This is a genomic window from Pseudomonas sp. MPB26, from assembly GCF_046605355.1.
GTDB classification, from domain to species: Bacteria; Pseudomonadota; Gammaproteobacteria; order Pseudomonadales; family Pseudomonadaceae; genus Aquipseudomonas; species Aquipseudomonas cedrina.
In genome coordinates this window covers 5199274-5222002 of record NZ_CP176793.1, presented here as the reverse complement: position 1 = coordinate 5222002, position 22729 = coordinate 5199274, and the positions used below count along the sequence as shown (strand labels likewise).

At 61.7% G+C, this 22729-nt stretch carries 8 protein-coding genes; 5 read left to right on the top strand and 3 right to left on the bottom strand.

The window, feature by feature from the left end; genetic code table 11:
- Window positions 1–132: 132 nt before the first annotated feature.
- Complete coding sequence (locus ACLH0H_RS23880) at window positions 133–1752, bottom strand: PvdJ/PvdD/PvdP-like protein (protein ID WP_411379904.1); 1620 nt, start codon at window positions 1750–1752, stop codon at window positions 133–135.
- Window positions 1753–1894: 142 nt separating this feature from the next.
- On the opposite strand from ACLH0H_RS23880, the gene pvdM reads away from it, so the two are divergent.
- The 3 genes from pvdM to ACLH0H_RS23865 are packed head-to-tail and all read left to right on the top strand — an operon-like array spanning window position 1895 to window position 5430.
- Window positions 1895–3244 carry a pyoverdine-tailoring dipeptidase-like protein PvdM gene (pvdM, locus tag ACLH0H_RS23875; protein WP_411379903.1) on the top strand — a complete coding sequence of 450 codons (1350 nt, stop codon included), beginning with the start codon at window positions 1895–1897 and terminating at the stop codon, window positions 3242–3244.
- A gap of 19 nt (window positions 3245–3263) precedes the next feature.
- Window positions 3264–4535 (top strand): aminotransferase class V-fold PLP-dependent enzyme, encoded by a 1272-nt coding sequence (locus tag ACLH0H_RS23870; RefSeq protein ID WP_411379902.1) that lies wholly within the window; start codon window positions 3264–3266, stop codon window positions 4533–4535.
- Window positions 4536–4569: 34 nt separating this feature from the next.
- Window positions 4570–5430 (top strand): formylglycine-generating enzyme family protein, encoded by an 861-nt coding sequence (locus tag ACLH0H_RS23865; RefSeq protein WP_307400943.1) that lies wholly within the window; start codon window positions 4570–4572, stop codon window positions 5428–5430.
- Between the two features lie 122 nt (window positions 5431–5552).
- Here ACLH0H_RS23865 and ACLH0H_RS23860 read toward each other — a convergent pair whose 3' ends face one another.
- The gene (locus ACLH0H_RS23860; protein ID WP_411379901.1) at window positions 5553–6383 is read right to left on the bottom strand and encodes a formyltransferase family protein; all 831 of its coding nucleotides are present in this window, start codon (window positions 6381–6383) and stop codon (window positions 5553–5555) included.
- 201 nt (window positions 6384–6584) lie between these two features.
- On the opposite strand from ACLH0H_RS23860, the gene ACLH0H_RS23855 reads away from it, so the two are divergent.
- Both ACLH0H_RS23855 and ACLH0H_RS23850 read left to right on the top strand, forming a co-directional pair.
- Window positions 6585–8237: a cyclic peptide export ABC transporter gene (locus tag ACLH0H_RS23855; RefSeq protein ID WP_411379900.1), complete on the top strand. Its 1653-nt coding sequence runs from the start codon at window positions 6585–6587 to the stop codon at window positions 8235–8237.
- A 154-nt stretch (window positions 8238–8391) separates the two neighbouring features.
- A complete protein-coding gene (locus tag ACLH0H_RS23850; RefSeq protein ID WP_411379899.1) occupies window positions 8392–10788 on the top strand; it encodes a TonB-dependent siderophore receptor in 2397 nt (798 codons plus the stop codon).
- Window positions 10789–10931: 143 nt separating this feature from the next.
- Here ACLH0H_RS23850 and ACLH0H_RS23845 read toward each other — a convergent pair whose 3' ends face one another.
- Window positions 10932–22670 carry a non-ribosomal peptide synthase/polyketide synthase gene (locus ACLH0H_RS23845; RefSeq protein WP_411382455.1) on the bottom strand — a complete coding sequence of 3913 codons (11739 nt, stop codon included), beginning with the start codon at window positions 22668–22670 and terminating at the stop codon, window positions 10932–10934.
- Window positions 22671–22729: the final 59 nt, after the last annotated feature.

The window sequence follows — 22729 nt, the reverse complement described above, 5'->3', positions numbered from 1 at the left end:
TGTACGTGCTGTTTGGGCTGTTTTGCGTACCGGCTTTTCTGTGGGAGCTGGCTTGCCTGCGATGGCATCGACTCGGTGTGCCTGATACACCGAGGTGTCTGCATCGCAGGCAAGCCAGCTCCCACAGGGGACCTAGGCGGGCTTCAATTTCAGGTGCCGCGCATACCAGGGCCGCTTCGGCACGCGCTTGAACAACCCCTGCAGCCCATCATCCTCGGCACCAAAGGTGATACGCAGCGCAAGCTTCATGGTTTCCGGGTCCATTTCCAGCGTGCGCCCCCTCTGCAGCCCCGGCGTGGTGCTGCAACCATGGGTGTCCGGTCCCAGCCAGGGGTCGCCCACCTCTACCCAGCGCCCCGGCGCGAACCAGGCGACGCCGTTGACCTGCATGCGCCTGACTTCACCGGGGTGGAAGCGTTCATGGGCGCGGAACCAGTCTTCGATGCGGTCGTCGATCCAGCCGTGGAAATGCCAGAACACCGGATTGACGTGGGAAGAAAACGGGTCGCCGAGGAAGTCGTTTTCAGGCGCATACCAGCGTGCGGCAAAGTCCGACGGGTCGCGGGCAAGGGGCACGGGCGCGCCGTTGGAGGGGTCGCGGGGTACCGAGGCCCAACGCATGTGCAGCCAGTCATGCAGGCCCAATTCCATTTCCGAGCCCAACTGCCCCAGCGTCAGCCTGGACAGGTAGCGAGGGTCGCGGTACTGGGACTCCCAGACCTGGAAGTTGCTGTGGTAGGTCTCGGCGGCCTTGATGTCGCTGACCCACTGGGTGTACTCGGCGTCGTCCGGCGCCGACCAGGTGGGCGGCAAGGCAAAGCCGTCGTGGTTGTCGAAGTAACGCAGGAAACCCAGGCGATCACGCTCCAGTGCCGGTTGCGGCTCGGGAAATTGCGGCCACGATGCAATCGCCTGCAGGGAGCGCGCGGTGCCGAGCATGTGCCGGTGCATGAAGAAGAAGTCGATGCCCGAGCCATTGCGGTCTTTACGCTCGCCCCGGGCGTCGCGCTCCTGGCCGCGTGGGCCGGGTTGCCAGCCAATGCCGCGCAGGGCGTCGCGTTTTTCTTCGGAGAGTTTGTGCCACTGGTCGCGCGTGGCGTGCCACAGCTGGTGGAACAGGCGGTGCTCGGGGGAAATCAGCCAGGCCAGCAGGGCCGGGTTGAGGCCGATGCGTTCGCGCGCTTCGGGAAACAACTGCTTGTGGGCAATGAAACGGTTGTCGCGCTCGACCAGCGCCAGCGGCCGGTCCAGGTCAAGGATCTGCCCACTGAGGGTGCCGCTGCCCGCATTGGCGAAGTTGGCCCAGACTTCATCCAGGGTCATCTTGAATTCATAGGCGGGTATGCCGTCGACCGAGTCGCGGTCGATCAGCCGCCAGTAGAGCACGGCGTCCTTGCCCGTCAGGTCACCGAGCACGCGGTAGCGGGGTTCGCCCTCGGCGCGCAAGTGCTCGACGGTGTCCAGGTAACCGCGCAAGCCGCGGCCACGCGGGGCGATGTCGAGCAGCAACTCAAGGCCCTGCGAGGGCAAGCCCTTGAGGCCCGCATCGCGCCCTTCCAGGCGCAGGCTCCAGACGCCCCGCAGGGTGTTCGCCAAGTGCTGGCCGTCGGTATCCGCCAAGTCCACCGTGGCTTCGCCCGGGGTAACGGGAAACGCTTCACGCGTCAGCTCGCGATGGGCATAAAAGGCCGCGGGCACCGCCGCGCCAGTCAGCGCCAGGCCTGCGATAAACCCACGTCGGGAGATGGTCATTGTCTACCTTAGGAAACGGCTTGATCAGAGCTAGAACGTTTGCAGGCCGGGGAAATTTACCGCGCCCTGCCCGCTACCTAAATTTCTCCGGCCGGCGCTCGTTCTTCCCTGATAGCAAAGGCCTCAACTGACTGAGATGGCGATGACAAAACCACGTTCGAAAAAGGCGCTGTATATCGGCCTGCCGCTGGCACTGGCCATTGGCGCCGCAGCCGGCTTCCTGGCCTGGGATCACTGGTTCAGGGGCAACGCCGGCTACCCGTTGGAGGTGATCAGGCAGGCCAACGAGATGCAGGATCGCCTGTTGTCGTTCGACAGCCATATCACCGTGCCCCTGGATTTCGGCGGCGTCGATAACGAGGCCGACAAGGACGGCAGCGGCCAGTTCGACCTGGCCAAGGCGGCACGTGGGCGGCTGTCCGGCGCGGCCTTGACGATTTTCGGCTGGCCGGAAATCTGGAACGGCTCCAACGCCCCGCACAAGCCCACCGACGGTTTTGTCGAAGAGGCCCGCCATGAACAAGAGGTACGCTTCAAGATTATCTCCGGCATGGTGCGCGACTTCCCCAACCAGGTGGGCATCGCCTACACCCCGGACGATTTTCGCCGCCTGCACGGCGAAGGCAAGTTCGCGATCTTTATCAGCATGCTCAACGCCTATCCCTTGGGCAATGACTTGAACCAGCTGGACCTCTGGGCCGCACGCGGCATGCGTATGTTCGGCTTCAGTTATATCGGCAACAACGCCTGGTCGGACTCATCGCGCCCGCTGCCGTTTTTCAATGACTCACCGGACGCGCTCGAGGGCTTGTCGCCGATTGGCCAGCAAGCCGTGCAGCGCCTCAATGACCTGGGCGTGATCATCGATGTGTCGCAGATGTCGACCAAGGCCCTGGAACAAGTGGCGCAACTGAGCCGCACGCCGATGGTCGCTTCTCATTCGGCGCCACGCGCGTCGGTGGACATCCCGCGCAACCTCAGCGACAAGGAACTGCAACTGATCAAGAACAGTGGCGGCGTGGTTCAGGTAGTGGGCTTCCCGGCCTACCTGCGCCCCTTGAGCCAGCCGACCCAGGACAAGCTCAATGCCCTGCGCGCGCGATTCGACCTGCCTCCCCTGCCCAACCTGGCCATGGCCTTGATGCCGGGCGACGCGATCATTGCCGCCTGGCCGGAGCAGAAGTTCGGCGAGTATGCCCAGGGCCTGTACGGCATTCTTGAAGAAGAGCCCAAGGCGACCCTCAAGGATTGGGGCGATGCCATTGATTACACGGTGCGCAAGATCGGTATCGATCACGTTGGCATCTCATCAGACTTCAACGACGGCGGCGGCCTCCAGGGCTGGGAAAACGTCGGCGACATACGCAACGTCACCGCCGAACTGATTCAGCGCGGCTACTCCGAAGCCGACATCGCCAAACTCTGGGGCGGTAACTTCCTGCGCGTGTGGGACCAGGTTCAAAAAGCCGCCAAGCCATTGGCCAACCGCTAACCCCTTAGAAAGAACGTCCATGACCGACCGCCGTACGTTTCTCAAGCAGGCCGGGGTATTTGCCGCCAGCCTGCCACTGGGCGCCGCCCTGCTGCCGCAGGCACTTGCCGCCGCCCCCACCGATGACCCATGGACGGGCTTCAAACAGTTGTTCAACCAGGACCCGGACTACCTGCACTTTTCCAACTTCCTGGTGGCTTCACACCCCAAGCCGGTGCGCGAGGCCATCGAGCGCTACCGCGCGCAGATCGACCGCAACCCAGGGCTGGCCATGGACTGGGACCTGCAGGAAACCTGGAAGCGTGAAGGCCAGGTGCGCGAATGGGCCGGCCGCTACTTGAAAGCCACCCCGGCGCAAATCGCCCTCACCGGCAGTACGTCCGAAGGCCTGGCGATGATCTACGGCGGGATCAAGGTGCGGCCCGACCAGGAAATCCTCACCAGCGTCCACGAGCATTACGCCACGCAGAATGTGCTGGACTACCGCGCGCTCAAGGAAAGCACCCAGGTGCGCCGGATCAAGCTGTTCGAAAGCGCCAACCGGGTGTCCGCCGATGAGGTGCTGGGCAATCTCCAGCGCCATATCCGTCCCAACACCCGCGTGCTCGGCATGACCTGGGTGCAGTCCGGCAGCGGCGTCAAACTGCCCATCGGCGAGATCGGCACGCTGATGGACGAACACAACCGCAACCGTGACGACAAGGACCGCATCCTCTACGTGGTGGACGGCGTGCATGGTTTCGGCGTGGAGAACCTCGACTTCCCGGACATGCACTGCGACTTTTTCATCGCCGGTACCCACAAATGGATGTTCGGCCCACGCGGCACCGGGCTGGTCTGCGCCCGCGACCCGCAAAACAGATACGTGACACCGATGGTGCCGACGTTCTCCGAAGACAAGAACTTCGCCACCATCATGACGCCCGGCGGTTATCACGCCTTTGAGCATCGCTGGGCGGCGGACGAGGCCTTCAAGCTGCACTTGCAACTGGGCAAGGCACAGGTGCAGGCGCGCATCCATGCGCTCAATGCCGAACTCAAAGACCAACTGCTGGCACAGCCGAACATCGAACTGGTCACCCCGCGCAGCGCCGAACTGTCCGCCGGCTTTACCTTTTTCCGGGTCAAGGGCCAGGACAGTGATGCCGTGGCGGCGTACATGATGAAAAACCGCGTGGTGATCGACGCGGTAGACCGTGATGTCGGCCCGGTCATCCGCACCGCGCCCGGGTTGCTCAATTCATCCGATGAGATCCGGCGCTTCATGACCTTGCTGCGCCAGCGTACGTAATGCACACCTTTTCCATTTTGAATGAGAGGACCCCATGAACAAACCCCTCACGGCATTGGCCCTGACAGCCCTGTGCGGCGCCTTGTTGCCAAGCCTGGCCCAGGCCGCCGCGCCGCAACCCGGCAAGGTGTTCAAGGACTGCAAGGACTGCCCGGAAATGGTGGTACTGCCCGCCGGCACCTTCACCATGGGCACGCCGGACGATGAAGTCGGCCGCGAGCCGGATGAAGGTCCGATGCATGAAGTGACCTTTGCCAAGCCGTTCGCCATGAGCCGGTTTCATGTCACTGCCGGTGAATGGGACAGCTATGTGCGCCAGACCGGCGTGAAGATCGCCGACGGCGACACCCGCCCCGGCCGCGAATGCATCGCCAGCAAGCCGCGCTACCCCCAGGGCCCGCGCCAGCCGGCGGTGTGCATGGACATGGACGACATCAAGCAGTACGTGGCCTGGCTGTCGAAGAAAACCGGCCACGCGTACCGCATGGTCAGCGAAGCCCAGCGTGAATACGCCGCGCGCGCCGGCTCCACCGGGCCGTTCCCGTTTCCGTTCGACGAGGGCAAAGGCTACAGCATCGCCGGGCACGCCAACACCTACGGCCCCGCGGATGGCTATAGCTACTCATCGCCGGTGGGCAGCTACCCGCCGAACGCCTTTGGCATGTACGACATGCATGGCAACGTCTACGAGCGGGTCGCCGATTGCGAACATACCAATTACATCGGCGCGCCCACCGATGGCAGTGCATGGACGGAGCCTAATTGCGAGGGCTACATGATTCGTGGCAATGACTGGGGCGAGGCGCCAGTGTTCTCGCGCTCGGGCAACCGCAACACCATCTACCCGCAGACACGTGGGGATTGGATCGGGTTTCGGGTAGTGCGCGATCTTTAAGACGACACCGTTCAATGTGGGAGCTGGCTTGCCTGCGATAGCGGTGGGCCAGCAACACAAAGGTGACTGACAGACCGCTATCGCAGGCAAGCCAGCTCCCACAGTTTTGAACCGTGTCCGCTTTAGACGTCTTGCTTGGCCAACAACGCCAGCCCTTCATGCAACGCCGGGAACAGGCTGTTGTTGAAGTTGTTCCAGCGCAATTCAAGGATGGTGTCGTCCGGCGAGATCTCGGTTTTGAGCACGTCGTGGAACACCTCACCCGAATCAATCCCATTGTCCACATAATGGAAAGAGGCACCGGTCAGGTACAGCGGCTCCGACGGCTGGGTGGCCTTGGTCGCCCAATCCACCACCGTTTGCCCGCGCGCGCCGTACAACGCGTTCCAGGTCGCATAGGCACCTCGGCGTTCGTAAGGCGATTCAAGGCGGGTAATGCCCGGATGGATGTTCATGATGCGGCGTGAAAACGGTGCACCGGGGCGCACCAGCTCGTCCAGGATCACCAGCAAACCGTCGAGCACCACGACATCGGCCTTCAACTCCACCAGCGTGTCGTGCAGGCGACGCTCGAAATCCTGCTTGCCGGCGATGTGTTGCGCGCTGCCCCTTGGCAGGCGCCGGTAGGTGGACGGCACGCTCAGCAGCAAATCATTGACCAGCCGGCCCTGCACGCGCAGGTCGGCCGGGTACAGCCACTGGCGGCCCGGCTTGTAGGCAAATCCGTAGTCGCTGACCAACTGCTGGTCCCGCGGGTTCTGCTCGTCATCGTCGTATACCACGCCCACCAGGTTGTAGGCCTCGCCCAGTGGCGTGTCATTCAGCGCTCCCGCCAGGGATTCGAGCACCGACATCATGTAGCGCTCGTGGTCCTTGTAGGCCACCGGCTGCCCGGCCTTGTCGGCCGCGGCGTTGCGCAGGGACCACACGTACACCAGATTCTTTTTCGTCATTGTTTCGCTCTCGCTGGATAGATCAGGCACGCGCCGATACGCGTGCGCCTACACCACAAGAACGAACCAGCCCCCTGGCAATTTATCCGCCACCGCCACCGCCGGGCACGCGGCGCTAAATAGTCGCGCCAATCCTTCGTTTGTCATGGGTAAGGGTCTGTGTGCCCAGCCCCCTCTTTTTCATTATTCCGGGAAGTATTTATGACCGACCCCAAGCGCGGCGCCTTCAAAGGCCTGCTCGCATTGCTCAGGCCCTTTCGCAGCATCGTGAGCGTCTCCATTGCCCTGGGCATGGCCGGTGGCCTGGCGATCACGTTGCTGCTGGCGACCATCAATAACGCCTTGCACTCCTCCACCGGGATGACGCAGGGGGTGATCCTGACGTTTGCAGCGTTGTGTGTGCTGGCGCTGACCAGTTCGATTGTGTCCGATATCGGCACCAACTATGTGGGGCAGCGGATCATTGCCGCCCTGCGCAAGGATCTGGGTGAAAAGGTGCTATCGGCGCCCATCGAGCAGATCGAGCAATACCGCTCCCACCGGCTGATTCCGGTGCTGACCCACGACGTCGACACCATCAGTGACTTTTCCTTCGCGTTCACCCCGCTGGCCATCGCGACCACGGTGACGCTCGGCTGCCTGGGCTACCTGGCGTACCTGTCGGTGCCGATGTTTTTGATGATGGTGGTGGCCATCGTGATTGGCAGCGCCGTGCAGTTCATCGCCGGAGGCAAAGGCATCCAGGGCTTCGACCTGGCACGCAGCCATGAAGACGAGCTGCAGCGCTACTACAGCGCCATCGCTTCCGGCGCCAAGGAGCTGCGCATGCACCGGCCGCGGCGCTTTCGCATGAACACCCACCGTATCCAGGCAACTGCGGATCTCATCGCTGATATTCAAGTGCGCTCGGTCAACACTTACATCCTCGCCAAGACGTTTGGCTCGATGCTGTTCTTCGTGGTTATCGGCCTGGCCCTCGCCATGCAGGCGTATAACCCAAACCCGGACCCGAGTGTAATCACTGGTTTCGTGCTGGTGCTGCTGTACATGAAAGGCCCGCTGGAACACCTGCTGGGTTATCTGCCGGTGGTGGGCAAGGCGAAGATTGCCTTCGCCCGTATCAGCGAGTTGTCGGAGCGCTTCTCCTCGCCCGAGCCGCACCTGTTGATGGATGACAGCGAGGCGCCAACCCGGATCGTCAACAGCCTCGAACTGCGGAATGTGAGCTACAGCCCGCCGGCAGTGGATGGCAGCGAGCCGTTCCACCTTGGGCCGATCAACCTGAGCATCGCCCAGGGCGATATTGTGTTTATCGTCGGCGAAAACGGCAGCGGCAAGACCACCCTGATCAAACTGCTGCTGGGGCTGTACCCACCACTGTCCGGCGAAATCCTGCTTAACGGCGAGGCCGTCACCGATCTCCAGCGCGATGATTACCGCCAGCTGTATACCACGGTATTCGCTGATTATTACCTATTCGATGACCTGGTACAGGGCAGTGCCACCCAGTCCCTGGACAGCGCCACTAAATACCTGGAACGCCTGGAGATAGCGCACAAGGTCAGCGTCAAGGACGGCGTGTTCAGCACCACCGACCTGTCCACCGGCCAGCGTAAGCGCCTGGCGCTGGTCAATGCCTGGCTCGAAGAACGCCCGGTGCTGGTGTTCGACGAATGGGCCGCCGATCAGGACCCGGCCTTCCGCCGGATTTTCTACACCGAGCTGCTGCCGGACCTCAAGCGGCTGGGCAAGACCATCATTGTGATCAGCCATGACGACCGCTATTTCGACATCGCCGATCAACTGGTGCGCCTGCGTGCCGGCAAAGTGGTGCATGAAATGGCAACCGCGTGAAGTTTCTTTTCCGGTTTTTCGAAGGAGGAACGTCTCACTAATGGTAAATGAGAACCAACCTCAATTCGCTTATAGTTTGCCCACTTAAAACATAGAAGAGAAACCATTCATGCCAGCACGACTCGGTCTCAGCCCCCTGAGCAAAGCGCTAACCATGCGCCGGGCCCTGAACATCAACCTCCTTCCGAGCGCGCTTGCCCTTGCGGTATCGCTGCCGGTCGCCGGCTATGTGCAGGCGCAGGAGATCGAGCTGGACATTCCCGCACAGGCACTGGGGAGTGCACTGCAGGAATTTGGCCGCCAGGCAGACCTGCAGGTGCTGTATAGCCCGACTGACGTGGAGGGGAAAAAAAGTACTACGGTCAAAGGCAAACTGGATCCTCAGCAGGCAATCAATGCTTTGCTCGCAGGCACATCGACCATCCATACACTCAGCGGCAACGCCTTGACCGTCACCGCCGCCGGCGCTTCCGCCGGGCTGGAGCTGAGTCCCACCCAAGTGACGGGCAACGTGCTGGGCAACATCACCGAGGACTCCGGGTCGTATACGCCGGGGACTATCGCCACGGCCACGCGACTCACCTTGACACCGCGGGAAACCCCGCAGTCGATCACCGTGATCACCCGTCAACATATCGAGGATTTCGCCCTCAATAACGTTGATGACGTGATGCGCCACACACCAGGCATCACTGTGTCGGCGTATGACACCGACCGTACCAACTACTATTCCCGTGGTTTTTCGGTCAACAGTTTCCAGTACGACGGTATCCCATCCACGGTGCGCAACGTCGGTTATTCGGCCGGCAACACCCTCAGCGACATGGCGATCTATGACCGCGTCGAAGTGCTCAAGGGCGCTACTGGCCTGCTCAACGGTGCCGGCTCGCTGGGCGCGACCATCAACCTGATCCGCAAGAAGCCGACTTCGCAATTCAAGGGCCACGTCCAGTTGGGCGCGGGGTCCTGGGATAACTATCGCAGCGAAGTGGATGTGAGCGGGCCGCTGACCGAAAGCGGCAATGTCCGAGGCCGTGCGGTGGCTGCGTACCAGGACAAGAACTCGTTCATGGACCACTATTCGCGCAAAACCGAAACCTACTACGGCATCACCGAGTTCGACCTGTCGCCCGACACCATGCTGACCGTCGGCTTCGACTATCAAGACAACACGCCTAAAGGCTCCAGTTGGTCCGGCTCCTTCCCGCTGGTCAACTCCAACGGCAGCATCAACAAGATGTCCCGTTCCTACAACAACGGCACCACCTGGAGTTCCTGGGAACAAAATACCCGAACCGCCTTTGCCATGCTTGAGCATGACCTGGGTGATGGTTGGGTGACCAAGTTCCAGCTCGACCACAAGATCAACAGCTACCATGCCGACCTCGGCTCCATCCAATTCGTGGAGCCCCAGGCGGATGGCACCGCGCAGATCAACGGCCAGAAATATACCGGCGACACTAAAAGTACTTCCGCAGACCTCTACGCCACCGGGCCTTTCAGCCTGTTTGGCCGTGAGCATGAGCTGGTGGTGGGTGGGTCGATCGGCACTTCGCACTGGAAAGGCAAGGGTTACTGGGCCCCAACGTGGCCGCAGGGCAACATCGTCGATTTCTACAACTGGAACGGCAAGATCGACAGGCCGATCTATGGTCCTGCACAGCAGTACACCGACGACACCATCCGCCAGTCCGGTACCTACATGACCGCGCGGTTCAACGTGATGGACGACCTGAACGTGATCCTCGGCGGACGCGTCGCCAACTACCACGTCACAGGCCTGAACCCGTCCTACAAGGAAAGCGGGCGGTTCGTACCTTACGCCGGCGCGATCTACGACCTGAACGAAAATTTCTCGGTGTACACCAGCTATACCGATATCTTCCAGCCTCAGGAGAGTACGTATAAGGACCGCAACCAAACGCTGCTGGAACCGGACGAAGGGCAAAACTACGAGCTGGGTCTGAAGGGCGAATTCTTCGAAGGGCGCTTGAACAGTAGCCTTGCCTACTTCGAAGTGCATCAAGACAACCGCGCCGTCCCGGACGATGCCTACAATAACCAGACCCCGGCCCCGCAGAACTACGCGTTCAAGAGTTCCAAGGCCGTCACCAAGGGCTACGAAGCAGAGATTTCCGGTGAGTTGAGCCCAGGCTGGCAAGTACAGGGCGGTTACACCCACAAGATCGTACGGGACGCGGACAGCAAGAAAATCTCTACCTTCGAGCCGGAGCATCAGGTCAACCTGAACACCACCTATAAGCTCAAGGGCGACCTGGACAAGTTCACCATTGGCGCAGGGCTGCGCTGGCAGAGCAAGGGCTGGTACGAGATCTACAATTCTCCGCTCGACAGAAACCAGGACATCACCCAGGAAGCCTACTGGCTGGTTGACCTGATGACCCGCTACCAGATCACCAAGAGCCTGTCGGCGACCGTGAACGTCAATAACATTTTCGACAAGTCCTACTACACCAACGTTGGCTTCTATAACTCGGCTGCCTACGGCGAGCCGCGCAACGTGATGTTCAGCACTCGCTGGGACTTCTGACGTAACACCTTGATCGTCTGCGATGCCTGATCCGAGCCCGATGAGAGCCCTGCTTTCACCGGGCTTTTTCATGCTTTGCCCTGACCGAAACCAAGCGAAAAAAACCCGGATCCATGATCCGGGTTTGTTGTTGGAGCGGCGCGTTACGCCATGGCGGCCACCAGGCTGGCGATAAACTCGGAATTGTCGATGATGCCGTCATGATCCGTCTCGATCACCACCGAACGCTCGATTCGCCCCTGAATAATCGTGTTTGCCATGTTCTGCTCGATCAGGTCCTTGAACTGTCCGGCGCGGCTCAGCGACGCCCACCAACAGCTGACCGGAGCCTTGATAGGCTTGAAGTCCGCGGCCGATAGACGCTCACTGAGCGCATGGTCGATCGCCCAGGAAATCTGCGCCTCGTTACCGCGCAGTAACTCTTCCTTGATGTCGATGAAAGCCTGGCCCAGGTGCTGTTCGGCCCAGGCGACGAAGGCATGCCACTGGGCAGCGTCATCGTTGATGTCGCGCAGGCACTGCTGCCAGGCTGCCTGAATCTGCTCGGCAAATGCCGGAAACATCACGCCCAACAAAGCCGCACGCCGCTCATTGACCGATACTTCGCGATCATCTTCCGTGACCACCGCCTGCCAATAGGGCTTAAGCCATTGCGGCGGCGCGGCGTCGACCCATCCGACAAACTCCACGTCGCGTCCCGCTTGCTCCAGCACGTAGGCGACTTCCATCGCCAGGTTACCGCCCAGTGACCAGCCTGCCAGGCGGAAGGCGCCTCGGGGTCGCGCCAGCATGAGCTGCCCAGCGTAGTCCTCGACCATGGCCTGCCATTCGGGCACCTCTGCGCCGTCTTCGGCCAATGCGCGGCAGATAACCCCGAACACTGGGCGTTGCTCCCTGAGCGCCAGGGCAATCGCGGTGTAGCAATGTACCGAGCCAAAACTTGGGTGGAACATGAACAGCGGGGTGCCTTCGGCCTGGCTGTTGAGCTTGACGATCAACGAAGTACCGGCCTCGCCCCGCAGACAGTTGACCTGCCCACGGACTGTCGGGTTAAGCATCAACTGGCTGACAGATAAACCGACACCGCTGACTTTTCTGATACGTTCCTTGAGCATCAACACCAACAAGGAGTGGCCGCCCAACTCGAAGAAGTTGTCGTTCAGCCCTACCCGCTCCACATCGAGGACATCACGCCAGATCGCCGCGACCTGCCGCTCAAGCACACTGTCGGGGGCCTGGTACGCTTGCGATCCCTGCGCCTCGGGTTTAGGCAGCGCTTTGCGGTCCAACTTGCCGTTGGGGCTCAGCGGCATCTGTGTCAGTACGACCCACTGCGTCGGTACCATATAGTCCGGCAGATGCCTGACCAGGTGCTCACCCACTCGCGCTTTCCAGTCATCACGCGGCTCCTGCAACACCAAGTAACCGACCAAGTGCGTCCCGTCGACCGCTAGCACTGCTGCTTCGCGCACGCACTCATGCTCCAGCAGGCGCGCCTCGATTTCACCCAATTCGATGCGCAAGCCACGCAGCTTGACCTGGTGATCGATGCGCCCGGCGTATTCAATGACTCCGTCATCGCGATAGCGCGCCAGGTCACCGCTGCGATACAGGCGGCCACCGCTGCCGAACGGGTCGGTTACGAAGCATCCGGCGGTCAGCGCTGGCCGACGATGATATCCTCGCGCCAGCCCGACGCCTCCCAGGTAGAGCTCGCCCAGCACACCGATCGGTGCAGGTTCCAGGTTGCTGTCCAGCACATAGCAAGCCAGGTTGGCGATCGGTCGGCCAATCGGTACGACATCGGCCCGTTCATCCACGCAGGTCCAATGGGTAACGTCGATGGCCGCTTCAGTCGGCCCATACAGGTTGTATAAATTCACGCTTGGCAACCTGGCGAACACTTGTTGCTGGGCGTCCACCGGCAGCGCTTCGCCGCTGCACACAATTCGTTGCAGGCTGTGGCAAGAGCCTACGCCAGCATCCTGCAAGAACGCTTGGAGCATGGACGGCACAAAATGCAGCGTCGTGACGTGTTCGGCGTTGATCAGGCTCACCAGCCTGGCCGGATCACGATGGTCGCCCGGCGCTGCCACCACCAGGCGCGCACCGGTCATCAACGGCCAGAAGAATTCCCACACCGACACGTCGAAACTGAAAGGCGTCTTCTGCAGAACGGCGTCATTCCCCTCCAGGCCATACGCCTGCTGCATCCAGCACAGTCGGTTGGTAAGTGCCGAATGACGGTTACCCGCCCCTTTGGGCTGTCCGGTGGAGCCTGAGGTGTAGATCACATAGGCGAGGTTTTCGCTGTGGACGGTGACATCCGGATTCTGCTCGGGGTAAGCCTGTAACCACTCCGCGCCCTCCTTCAGCACCACAGGTTGCAAGCCCTCTGGAATCGGCAGTTGCTCCAGCAGGTGGGCCTGGGTCAACAATAGTTTCACGTCACTGTCTTGCAGCATGTACGCCAACCGATCACGGGGGTAGTCGGGGTCCAACGGCACATAGGCGCCCCCCGCCTTGAGCACCGCCAGCAGGCCGACGACCATTTCGATTGAACGCTCGACTGCAAGCCCCACCAGCACATCCGGCCCCACCCCGACGGCTATCAGGCGATGCGCCAAGCGGTTCGCCCGGCGGTTCAGCTCTGCGTAGCTCAGTGCCTTCCCGGCAAATACCAAGGCCACTGCGTGTGGCGTGCGCACGACTTGGGCCTCGATCAGTTGATGCACAGCCAGGTGTAACGGATAGTCCTCAGCTGTGCCGTTCCAGGCGTGCAAAACCCTGTGGCGCTCGGTCTCGGCCAACGATGGCAGCGTCGCCAAACGCTGGGCGCCATCCACCGCCATTACCTGCAGCAACTGCTGGAAGTGCTCGGCCAGTTGTGCAATATGTGTCGCGGTGAACGCCTGACGGTCGTAATTGAACTCAAGGCCCAGGGTTTCACCGATGCCAAGCAGCACGGTCAACGGGTAATGCGTTTGTTCCAGGCTGTGGACCGCACCAAATTTCAGCCCCGAAGGCGCGCCCTGTTCCAGCGCTTCAGACACCGGGTAATTCTCGAACACCAGGATGCTGTCGAACAGCGCCTCACCGCCCCACCCCGCCCAGCGCTGGATCTCGAACAGCGGCGTATCCTCCTGCTCACGCAAGCGCACGTTTTGCGCCTGGATCTGCTGCAGCCATTGGCTGACTGACATTTGTGCGTCCGGCGTCGCAACCACAGGCAAGGTGTTGATGAACAAACCGACCTGCTGTTCGATACCCCGCAGTTCCGCCGGACGACCGGCGACGGTAGCGCCAAACGCCACAGTGGCCTGCCCGGTGTGATGCTGCAGCAGCAACAGCCAGGCGCCTTGAACCAGCGTATTGAGGGTGACCTTATTACTTTGGGCGAATGCTTTGAGGCGTTCGGTCTGGTTCGCGTCCAGGCTCAGACGATGCTCGCCGTTGACTGCCAGGGTTTCGCCTTGCACAGCCGGCAGACCACGGGCCAGACGCGTCGGTTCCTGCAAGGTCCGCAGTTGCTCTTTCCAGAACGCCTCGCTGACCGATTTGTCCTGAGCCTGCAGCCATGCGATGTAATCACGGTAACGGCCGACAGGCGCACGCAGCGGTTCGCCGGCGTAATGCTGCAACACCTCACCAAACAACTGCGAACCACTCCAGCCATCCATCAGAATGTGGTGGTTGGTATAGATCAAGTGATAGCTGGACGGCCCGGTACGCACCACCGTCAAGCTCAACAAGGGCGCCTGTTCCAGCACAAACCCTTGTGCTCTTGCCGACTCGGCCAGGCTATCAAGCGCCACATCGCTGTCCACGCGTCCCTGCCAATCAAGCTCGACAAACGGCATGCGCAGCTGTTTGTAGACCACCTGCAAAGGCTGCTCAAGCTCGGCCTGCCAAAGGAAACCACTGCGCAGAATCTCATGGCTGTCGACCGCCGCCTGCCAGGCTTGACGGAACCGTGGTGCATCCAACCCTTCGACATCGATGCGCATCTGGTTGATGTAGTCACCCGAACCTTCGCCGTACAGCGACTGGAACAGCATGCCTTGCTGCATGGGCGACAGCGGGTAAAGGTCTTCGACATCAGATAGAGCCAGCGGCAACGCGTCCAGTTGTACCTGGGACAGTCGCGCCAAAGGGAAGTCCGAGGGCGTCACACCCTGGTGCACGCAGCAATGCTCGATAAATGCCTTGAGTTCGGCGGCATAGTCGTCCGCCAGGCGTTGCACGGTCGTCTCACTGAACATCTGCTGGCTGAAGCTCCAATTAAACTTCAACTCGCCAGCGTAGACCTGGCCGTTGATTTCCAGCCAGTTGCCCAATGGCGCCTCAGTGCTCTGCTCGGCACCACTGGCGTCGCCCGAGGGGGCGAACAATCCTTGTTGTCCGCCGCCTTCAAAGCTGCCGTCGAATTGGCCCAGGTAGTTAAAGGTGATACGTGGGTGCGGCAGTTCACTCAGCGCCTGTTGTGCCTCGGCATTGCCCAAGTAACGCAGGGCGCCAAAGCCCAGGCCCTTGTCGGGAATCGCCCGCAACTGTTCCTTGATCTGCTTGAGTGAACCGGCCAGAGATTCGGTCGGGGTCAGCTTCACAGGGTAGAGGCTGGTGAACCAGCCAACGGTACGGGTCAGGTCGATTTCATCGAACAGGCCTTCGCGGCCATGGCCTTCCAGGCGGATCAGCATCGACTCGTCGCCGGTCCAGCGCACAATCACGCGAGCCAGTGCGCTCAACAACAGGTCGTTGATTTGGGTGCGGTAGGCGCTCGGCGCGTCCTGCAACAGGCGCCGAGTGAATGCCTGATCCAGATGGGTCGTCACACTCAGCGCATGCCGGTTGCTCAAGTTGGCCTGCGGATCAGCTCCGGGCAGGCCCGTCGGGCAGCCCTGCAACTGCACCTGCCACCAGGTCAGTTCCTGCTCCAGCTTCGCGCTGCGCGCATAGGCTTGCAAGCGCCCGGCCCAGGCTCGGGTCGCGCTGGTCTTGGCTGGCAGGATCACTGGGGCACCTTGCGCAATGTGGTGGTAAGCCGTTTGCAGGTCTTCCAGCAGAATGCGCCAGGACACGCCGTCCACCACCAGGTGGTGGATCACCAGCAATAAGCGCTGGGAACCATCGGCCATGTCGACGAGCACCGTACGCAGCAGCGGCCCCTCACTCAGGTCGAGACTGCGCTGGGCTTCTTCACCCAAGGCGTCCAGTTCTTCAATGGTATTCAGCGTGGTCTGCCACAGGATCTGCTCGGCCTGATGTTGCTGCGGCCCTCGATACGCCGCGCTCCAGCCTGCGGCGCCCTGTACGAAGCCGATGCGCAGCGCGTCGTGATGCACGATCAAAGCCTCTAGCGCCGCCACCAATACCGGCGCCTGCAATGCCTGATGTGGCCGTAATACTACGGACTGGTTCCAGTGATGGCGCTGGGGAATGTCATCGGCGAAAAATGCCTGCTGAATCGGTAACAATAGTAACTCGCCCGTCAATGGCGATTGATCCAGCACGACCGCGCCCTCACCTTCCCGGGCGACCGCCGCCAGGCTCTGCACCGTCTGATGCTGGAACAGATCCTTGGGCGTAAAGTGCACACCGGCCTGGCGGGCACGGCTGACCACCTGGATCGAGATGATCGAGTCGCCTCCCAATTCGAAGAAGTTATCATGCACACCGACTTGTGGCAGGCGTAGCACGTCGCACCAGATCGCGGCGATTTTCTGCTCCAGTTCACTCTGCGGCGCCACATACACCTGCTGCATCTGGCTCACATCCGGACGCCGCAGGCCCTTGCGGTCGAGCTTGCCGTTCGGCGTCAGCGGCATGCGTTCAAGGAACATCAGGTGCGTGGGCACCATGTAGTCCGGCAGACGGGTTTTCAGGGCGCGACGCAGGGCTTCGCGGCATGCCGACTGGGCGACTGAGTCGTTGATGAGCAGCGGGTCCAACGGTACCACGTAGGCGACGAGTTGCTTGCCGCTCGGGCCTTCCTGGGCAATCACCACGGTTTCGCCCACGCTGTCCTGCTCGCGCAGGCGCGCTTCGATTTCGCCGAGTTCAATACGGAAACCACGGATTTTTACCTGATGGTCAACACGCCCCAGGTAATCCACCACACCATCCGGGCGGCCCCGGGTCAGGTCACCGCTGCGATACACGCGGCTGCCGGGCTTGCCGAACGGGTCCGGCACGAAGCGCTCGGCGGTCAGTGCCGGACGCTCCAGGTAACCGCGGGCCACGCCCTCGCCGCCCAAATACAACTCACCGGCTACACCGATAGGTTGCAGGTTGAGTTGCGAATCCAGCACGTAGCCGCTGCGGTTGCCCAGCAACGTGCCGATGGGGGCGTAAACCGCACCGCACGGGTCGCCTTTGCGCGCCTTCCACAGCAATGGCGTGACCACGGTTTCGGTCGGGCCGTAGCCGTTGAACAGGTAGGTCGGTTTCAGTGCGCGCCAAGCCAGGTCGTAGCTGGCCTGGGCTACCGCGTCACCGCCAAAGCAATACACACGAACGGCTGGAGGGTTGCCGTCACGCTCGGCATGTTCGGCCAGTTGCTGCAGGTATACCGGCGGGAACACAGCCATCGTCACGTTATGGCGGTGCATTTGTTCATAGGTGTATTCCGGCAACCACAGGCTGTCATCACGGATCAATACGCTCGCGCCGTTTATCAGCGGGTGCATCCAGCCTTCGTGGGCGCCGTCGAAGGCGAACGACATGAAGTGCAGCTCGCAATCGGCCGGTGACGTTTCATACCGCTCGCCAGTGGCGATGATGTGCGCCACCAGCGGGCCGTGGGACACCGCCACGCCCTTGGGCATGCCGGTGGAGCCGGAGGTGTAGATCACGTAGGCCAGGTTGTCGCCGTCCAGGGTCACCGCTGGCGCGGTGTCGCTGTAATCGGACCACGCCTGCGCCTGGTCGACGGCGAGCGCCTCCAACCCGTCCGGGATAGGCAGCCGCTGTTGCACCGACGAATGGGTCAACAGTAGTCGGGCGCGACTGTCCTGCATCATGTACAGCAGGCGATCACGCGGGTATTCGATATCCAGCGGCACGTACACGCCGCCGGCCTTCATGACCGCAAGGAACGCCACCATGATCTCGGCACTGCGCGGCATGGCAATCGCTACGCGCACTTCCGGGCCTACACCACGGGCGATCAGTGCATGGGCCAGGCGGTTGGCCTGGCGGTCCAGCTCACCGTAGGTCATCTGTTGCTCGGCGAACTTCACCGCCACCGCGTCAGGGGTTTCCCGAGCGCGGTCGCCCACCCGCTCGTGCACCAGGCGCTGAGCCGAGAAGCCAGAGCCGGTGCGATCCCAGAGTTGAAGAATCTGCTGCTGCTCGGCGGGGTCCAGCAGGCTCAATTGGCTGAGGTGTTGCCGTGGGTTGGCAACCATGCCCTGCAACAGATTCTGCCAGTGGCGTGCCATGCGTTGCACGGTGCTGGCTTCAAACAGGTCCTGTGCATAGCCCAGCGTGGCCCAGATGCCTTCGGTGGACTCCTGGATATCCAGGTCCAGGTCGAAATGCGCGGTCTTGCTTTCCCACTCCAGCCCTTCTACCGAAAGCGTGGGAAGTTGGTGTTGGAACTGCGCCTGGCCGACATCGGTCTGGTGGTTGAACATGACTTGGAACAGCGGGTTGTGGCTCAGGCTCCGCTCGGGTTGAAGCGCCTCCACCAGTTGCTCGAACGGCAGGTCCTGATGGGACTGCGCATCCAGCGCGCGTTGACGGGTCTGCTGCAACAGCTGCTCGACACTCATCTGGCCATGAAGATCGGCCTTGAGCACCTGAGTGTTGACGAAGAAACCGATCAGCCGCTCGGTCTCGCTGCGATTGCGGTTGGCGATCGGCACCCCGACGCGGATCTCTTCCTGGCCGCTGTAGCGGTACAGCAAGGTTTGGAACGATGCCAACAGCAGCATGAACAGGGTTACGCCCTGCTGCTGTGCCAGGGCTTTGAGGTCCTGGGTCAGCGTGGGTGCCAGCTCGACAGCCAAGCGCGCACCACGGTGGCTTTGCACGGCCGGGCGCGGGTGGTCGAAGGGCAACTCCAGCACGCTCTGCTCACCGCCCAGCATGTCGTGCCAGTAGGTCAGTTGACGCTCTTTCTCGCCCGCCTCCATCCAGGTGCGCTGCCACAACGCGTAGTCCGCGTATTGAATCGGCAGCGCCGGCAACTCAAGGACTTCGCCCTGGCTGTAAGCCGCGTAGAGTTGCACCAGTTCCTCGACCATCAGTTGCATCGACCAACCGTCGGAGACGATGTGATGCTGCACCAGCACCAGCACGTGCTCGTCAATGGCCAGACGAAGCAGCGACACCCGCAGCAACGGACCCTGTTGCAGGTCGAAAGGCTGTGCGATCTCGGCTTCGACACGCGCCTTGAGTTCACCTTCTGCCACATCATCGCGCGCGATTTGCAACGAAACCTGTGGTTCAACGATTTGAACCGTGCGGTCGCGCTCCTGGCGCAAATGGGTGCGCAGACTTTCATGGCGCGCCAACAAAGCGTCGAAACTGCGTTGCAAGGCCGCCAGGTCAAGCTGGCCTTTCAAACGCAGGGCGCTGGGGATGTGGTACGCGGCGCTTTGCGGCTCCAGTTGCCACAAAAACCATTGACGCTCCTGGGCATAGGACAGCGGCAATGGCTGGTCCCGCCCTACCGGCACCAGGGGGGGCGCTTTCGGTGCAGCAGGGTCCTGGGTCGTCAGCGCGGCGACAAACCCAGCCAGGCACGGCTGTTCGAACAGCATCTTGAGCGGGACTTCCAGGCCCATGGCCTGACGAATGCGCGACACCACCTGCATGGCCAGCAGGGAATGCCCACCCAGTTCGAAGAAATGATCCGTCAGGCCCACACGCTCGACGCCAAGGATACCGGCCCAGATCGTCGCAACCTGCTGTTGCAGCTGCGTAACCGGAGCCTGCCACGCCTGTAGCGCCACGCTGACGCCGGGATTGGGCAGCGCCTGGCGGTCGAGCTTGCCGTTAGGGTTCAGCGGCATGCGGTCCAGGAAGATCAGGTGCGCCGGCACCATGTAATCGGGCAGTTGCTGACGCAATGTGGTCTTAAGTCGCTCAGCGACCGCAAGTTGCTGCTCTTCGGACAGCGGCTGCGCCGGTACCAGATAAGCCACCAGTTGGTTGTCGGCAGCCAGCAGGAACGCCTGGCGAACAGCCGCCTGAGCCAGCAGCAACGCTTCGATCTCACCTAATTCGATACGGAAACCACGGATTTTTACCTGGTGGTCGACGCGGCCGACATATTCAATCACCCCGTCAACGCGATAACGCGCCAGGTCGCCGGTGCGATAAAGACGCTCGCCCAGCCTGCTGAACGGGTCGGCGACAAAACGCTCGGCGGTCAGGCTTGGACGGTGCAAATAGGCGCGAGCCAAGCCGCTGGCACTTGCAATATAAAGCTCGCCCACGGCTCCGACAGGCAATAGGTTAAGGTCGCCGTCCAGCACATACAGGGCCCGTCCCGGCAACGCGTGGCCGATCGGGCTGGCAGTGGCGCCGATCACCGCGTGGTCGTTGCTGCAGTCGAGCACGCTGGACACCACGGTGGCCTCGGTAGGCCCGTACGTGTTGAGCAGACGCACATGCCCCAGCCCTGCACGACACCACATCGCCGGCCCGTCCAGCGGCATGGCTTCGCCACCGATATGAACCTGGCGCAACGCGCCGTACGGCCGCGGCCCCGCCGCCAGGCAATCGTGCAGGAACAGTTTCCAATAAGCCGTCGGCAAATCGGCCAGGGTGATACCTTGGCCGATGATCTGCCGGTACAGGTCAGCGCCGTCCCACAGTTGCGGGCCACGCAACACAACGGTCGCGCCCAGGGTCAAGGCCGGGTAGAGCTGCTCGACAAAACCATCGAAGTTCAAGGTTGCGAACTGCAACACCCGATCATCCGCGACCAGACACGAGTAATCGGCAGCGATGCCAGCGAACTCGCTCAGCGCCGCATGGCTGATGGCAACGCCTTTGGGCTTGCCGGTGGAGCCCGAGGTGTAGATCACGTAGGCCAGGCTGTGCGGTTCGAAATCGACAGCGGGATCGTGATTGGCACACCGTGCCAACTGCGCGTCGGCCACGTCGATCTCCAGGGCTGCCAAATGCGCCGGCAGCGGTAAGCTTTGACGCAGGTGGGATTGGGTCAGCACCAGGTGCACACCACTGTCCTCGATCATATGCACCAAGCGTTCACGCGGGTACTCAGGGTCAAGGGGCACGTAGGCGCCACCCGCCTTGAGCACGGCGAGCAAGCTGATCACCATGGCAAAGGAACGCTCAACCGCGATCCCTACCAGCACTTCCGGGCCTACGCCCTGGGCAATCAAATAATGCGCCAGGCGATTGGCCTGGCGGTTCAACTCACCGTAGCTGAGCGTCTGGTCATCCAGCACCAGCGCCTGACGTGCCGGATGTTCGCGGGCCTGGGCTTCGAACAGCTGGTACACGGCTTGAGGCGCAGCGGCGGTGGCTGGAGTGTTCCAGTGCGTGAGCATCAGGTGCTGTTCCTGCTCACCCAGCATCGGCAGTTCACAAAGACGGCTGTGGGGGGCATTGACCACGGCCTGGAGCAGGTTTTGCCAATGTTGCGCCAAGCGCTCGATGGTTGCAGTTTCGAATAAATCGGTGGCGTAGGTCAGCGCCGCCCAGATGCCTTCGGTCGATTCGTGGGTGTCCAGGCTCAGGTCGAAATGCGTGGTCTGGCTCTGCCAGTCCAGCTCCGCGACCCGCAGACCAGGTAATTGCTGGTCGCCGCGCCCGCCTTGGGCGTCGGTCTGGTGGTTGAACATCACTTGGAACAATGGGTTGTGGCTCAGGCTGCGCTCGGGTTGCAACGCCACCACCAACTGCTCAAACGGCAAATCCTGGTGCGCCTGCGCTTCCAGGGAGCGACGCTTGGCCTGTTGCAGCAGCTCGGCAAATGTCATCTGCCCGTCAAGGTCAGCCTTGAGCACCTGGGTATTAACGAAAAAGCCGATCAGCCGCTCGGTTTCCACGCGGTTGCGGTTGGCATTCGGCACGCCAATGCGAATATCCGACTGGGCGCTGTAGCGAAAGAGCAGGGTCTGGAACGACGCCAGCAACAACATGAACGGCGTCGCGCCCTCTTGCTGCGCCAGGTGCTTGATACTGGCCACCAGCTCCGGCTGTAAATGCATTTGCAGGCTGGCGCCACGATGGCTTTGCTGCGCCGGACGCGGGTGGTCGAAAGGCAACTCCAACACCGGTTGTTCACCGCCCAGCAGCTCCTGCCAGTAAGCCAGTTGACGGGCGCTCTCCCCGGCTTCCATCCAACTGCGCTGCCACAGGGCATAGTCGGGGTACTGAATCGGTAAGCCCGGCAGTTGCACATCCTGGTCTTGGCTGAAAGCGGCGTAGAGCTGCACCAGTTCGTTGGCCATCACCTGCATCGACCAACCATCGGAAATGATGTGGTGCTGCACCATCAGCAGTACATGTTCGTTTCCAGCCAATTGCAGCAGGATTACGCGCAACAGCGGTCCCGCTTGCAGATCGAAAGGCCGGGCGACTTCGGCTTCGACCCGCGCCATCAGTTGCGGCTCATCGGCAAGGTCTTGGTGGATCTCGACGTGAGCCTCGGGCACTACGTATTGCAGCAGACGTTCGCCGTCCTGTAGCAGGCGGGTGCGCAGGCTTTCGTGGCGCGCCACCAGGGCATCAAAACTGCGTTGCAGGGCGGCCTTGTCCAGGCGCCCGCTCAGGCGCAGGGCACCGGGGACGTGATACGCGGCGCTTTCAGGGTCCAATTGCCAAAGAAACCACTGGCGTTCCTGGGCGTAGGACAGCGGCAGGTGCTCACCGTCCTCGCGGATCGAGGCAATCGGCAATTGAGCGAAGCTCATGCCGCGGCTTTGCAGGCGCTGGTAAAACTGCTGACGCTGTTCCA

What these genes read in the sequence shown, in the direction of transcription:
- ACLH0H_RS23880 (WP_411379904.1), bottom strand. Translation starts at nt 1,752, where the DNA reads ATGACCATCTCCCGACGTGGGTTTATCGCAGGCCTGGCGCTGACTGGC.
- ACLH0H_RS23850 (WP_411379899.1), top strand. Translation starts at nt 8,392, where the DNA reads ATGCGCCGGGCCCTGAACATCAACCTCCTTCCGAGCGCGCTTGCCCTT.
- ACLH0H_RS23870 (WP_411379902.1), top strand. Translation starts at nt 3,264, where the DNA reads ATGACCGACCGCCGTACGTTTCTCAAGCAGGCCGGGGTATTTGCCGCC.
- pvdM (WP_411379903.1), top strand. Translation starts at nt 1,895, where the DNA reads ATGACAAAACCACGTTCGAAAAAGGCGCTGTATATCGGCCTGCCGCTG.
- ACLH0H_RS23865 (WP_307400943.1), top strand. Translation starts at nt 4,570, where the DNA reads ATGAACAAACCCCTCACGGCATTGGCCCTGACAGCCCTGTGCGGCGCC.
- ACLH0H_RS23855 (WP_411379900.1), top strand. Translation starts at nt 6,585, where the DNA reads ATGACCGACCCCAAGCGCGGCGCCTTCAAAGGCCTGCTCGCATTGCTC.
- ACLH0H_RS23860 (WP_411379901.1), bottom strand. Translation starts at nt 6,383, where the DNA reads ATGACGAAAAAGAATCTGGTGTACGTGTGGTCCCTGCGCAACGCCGCG.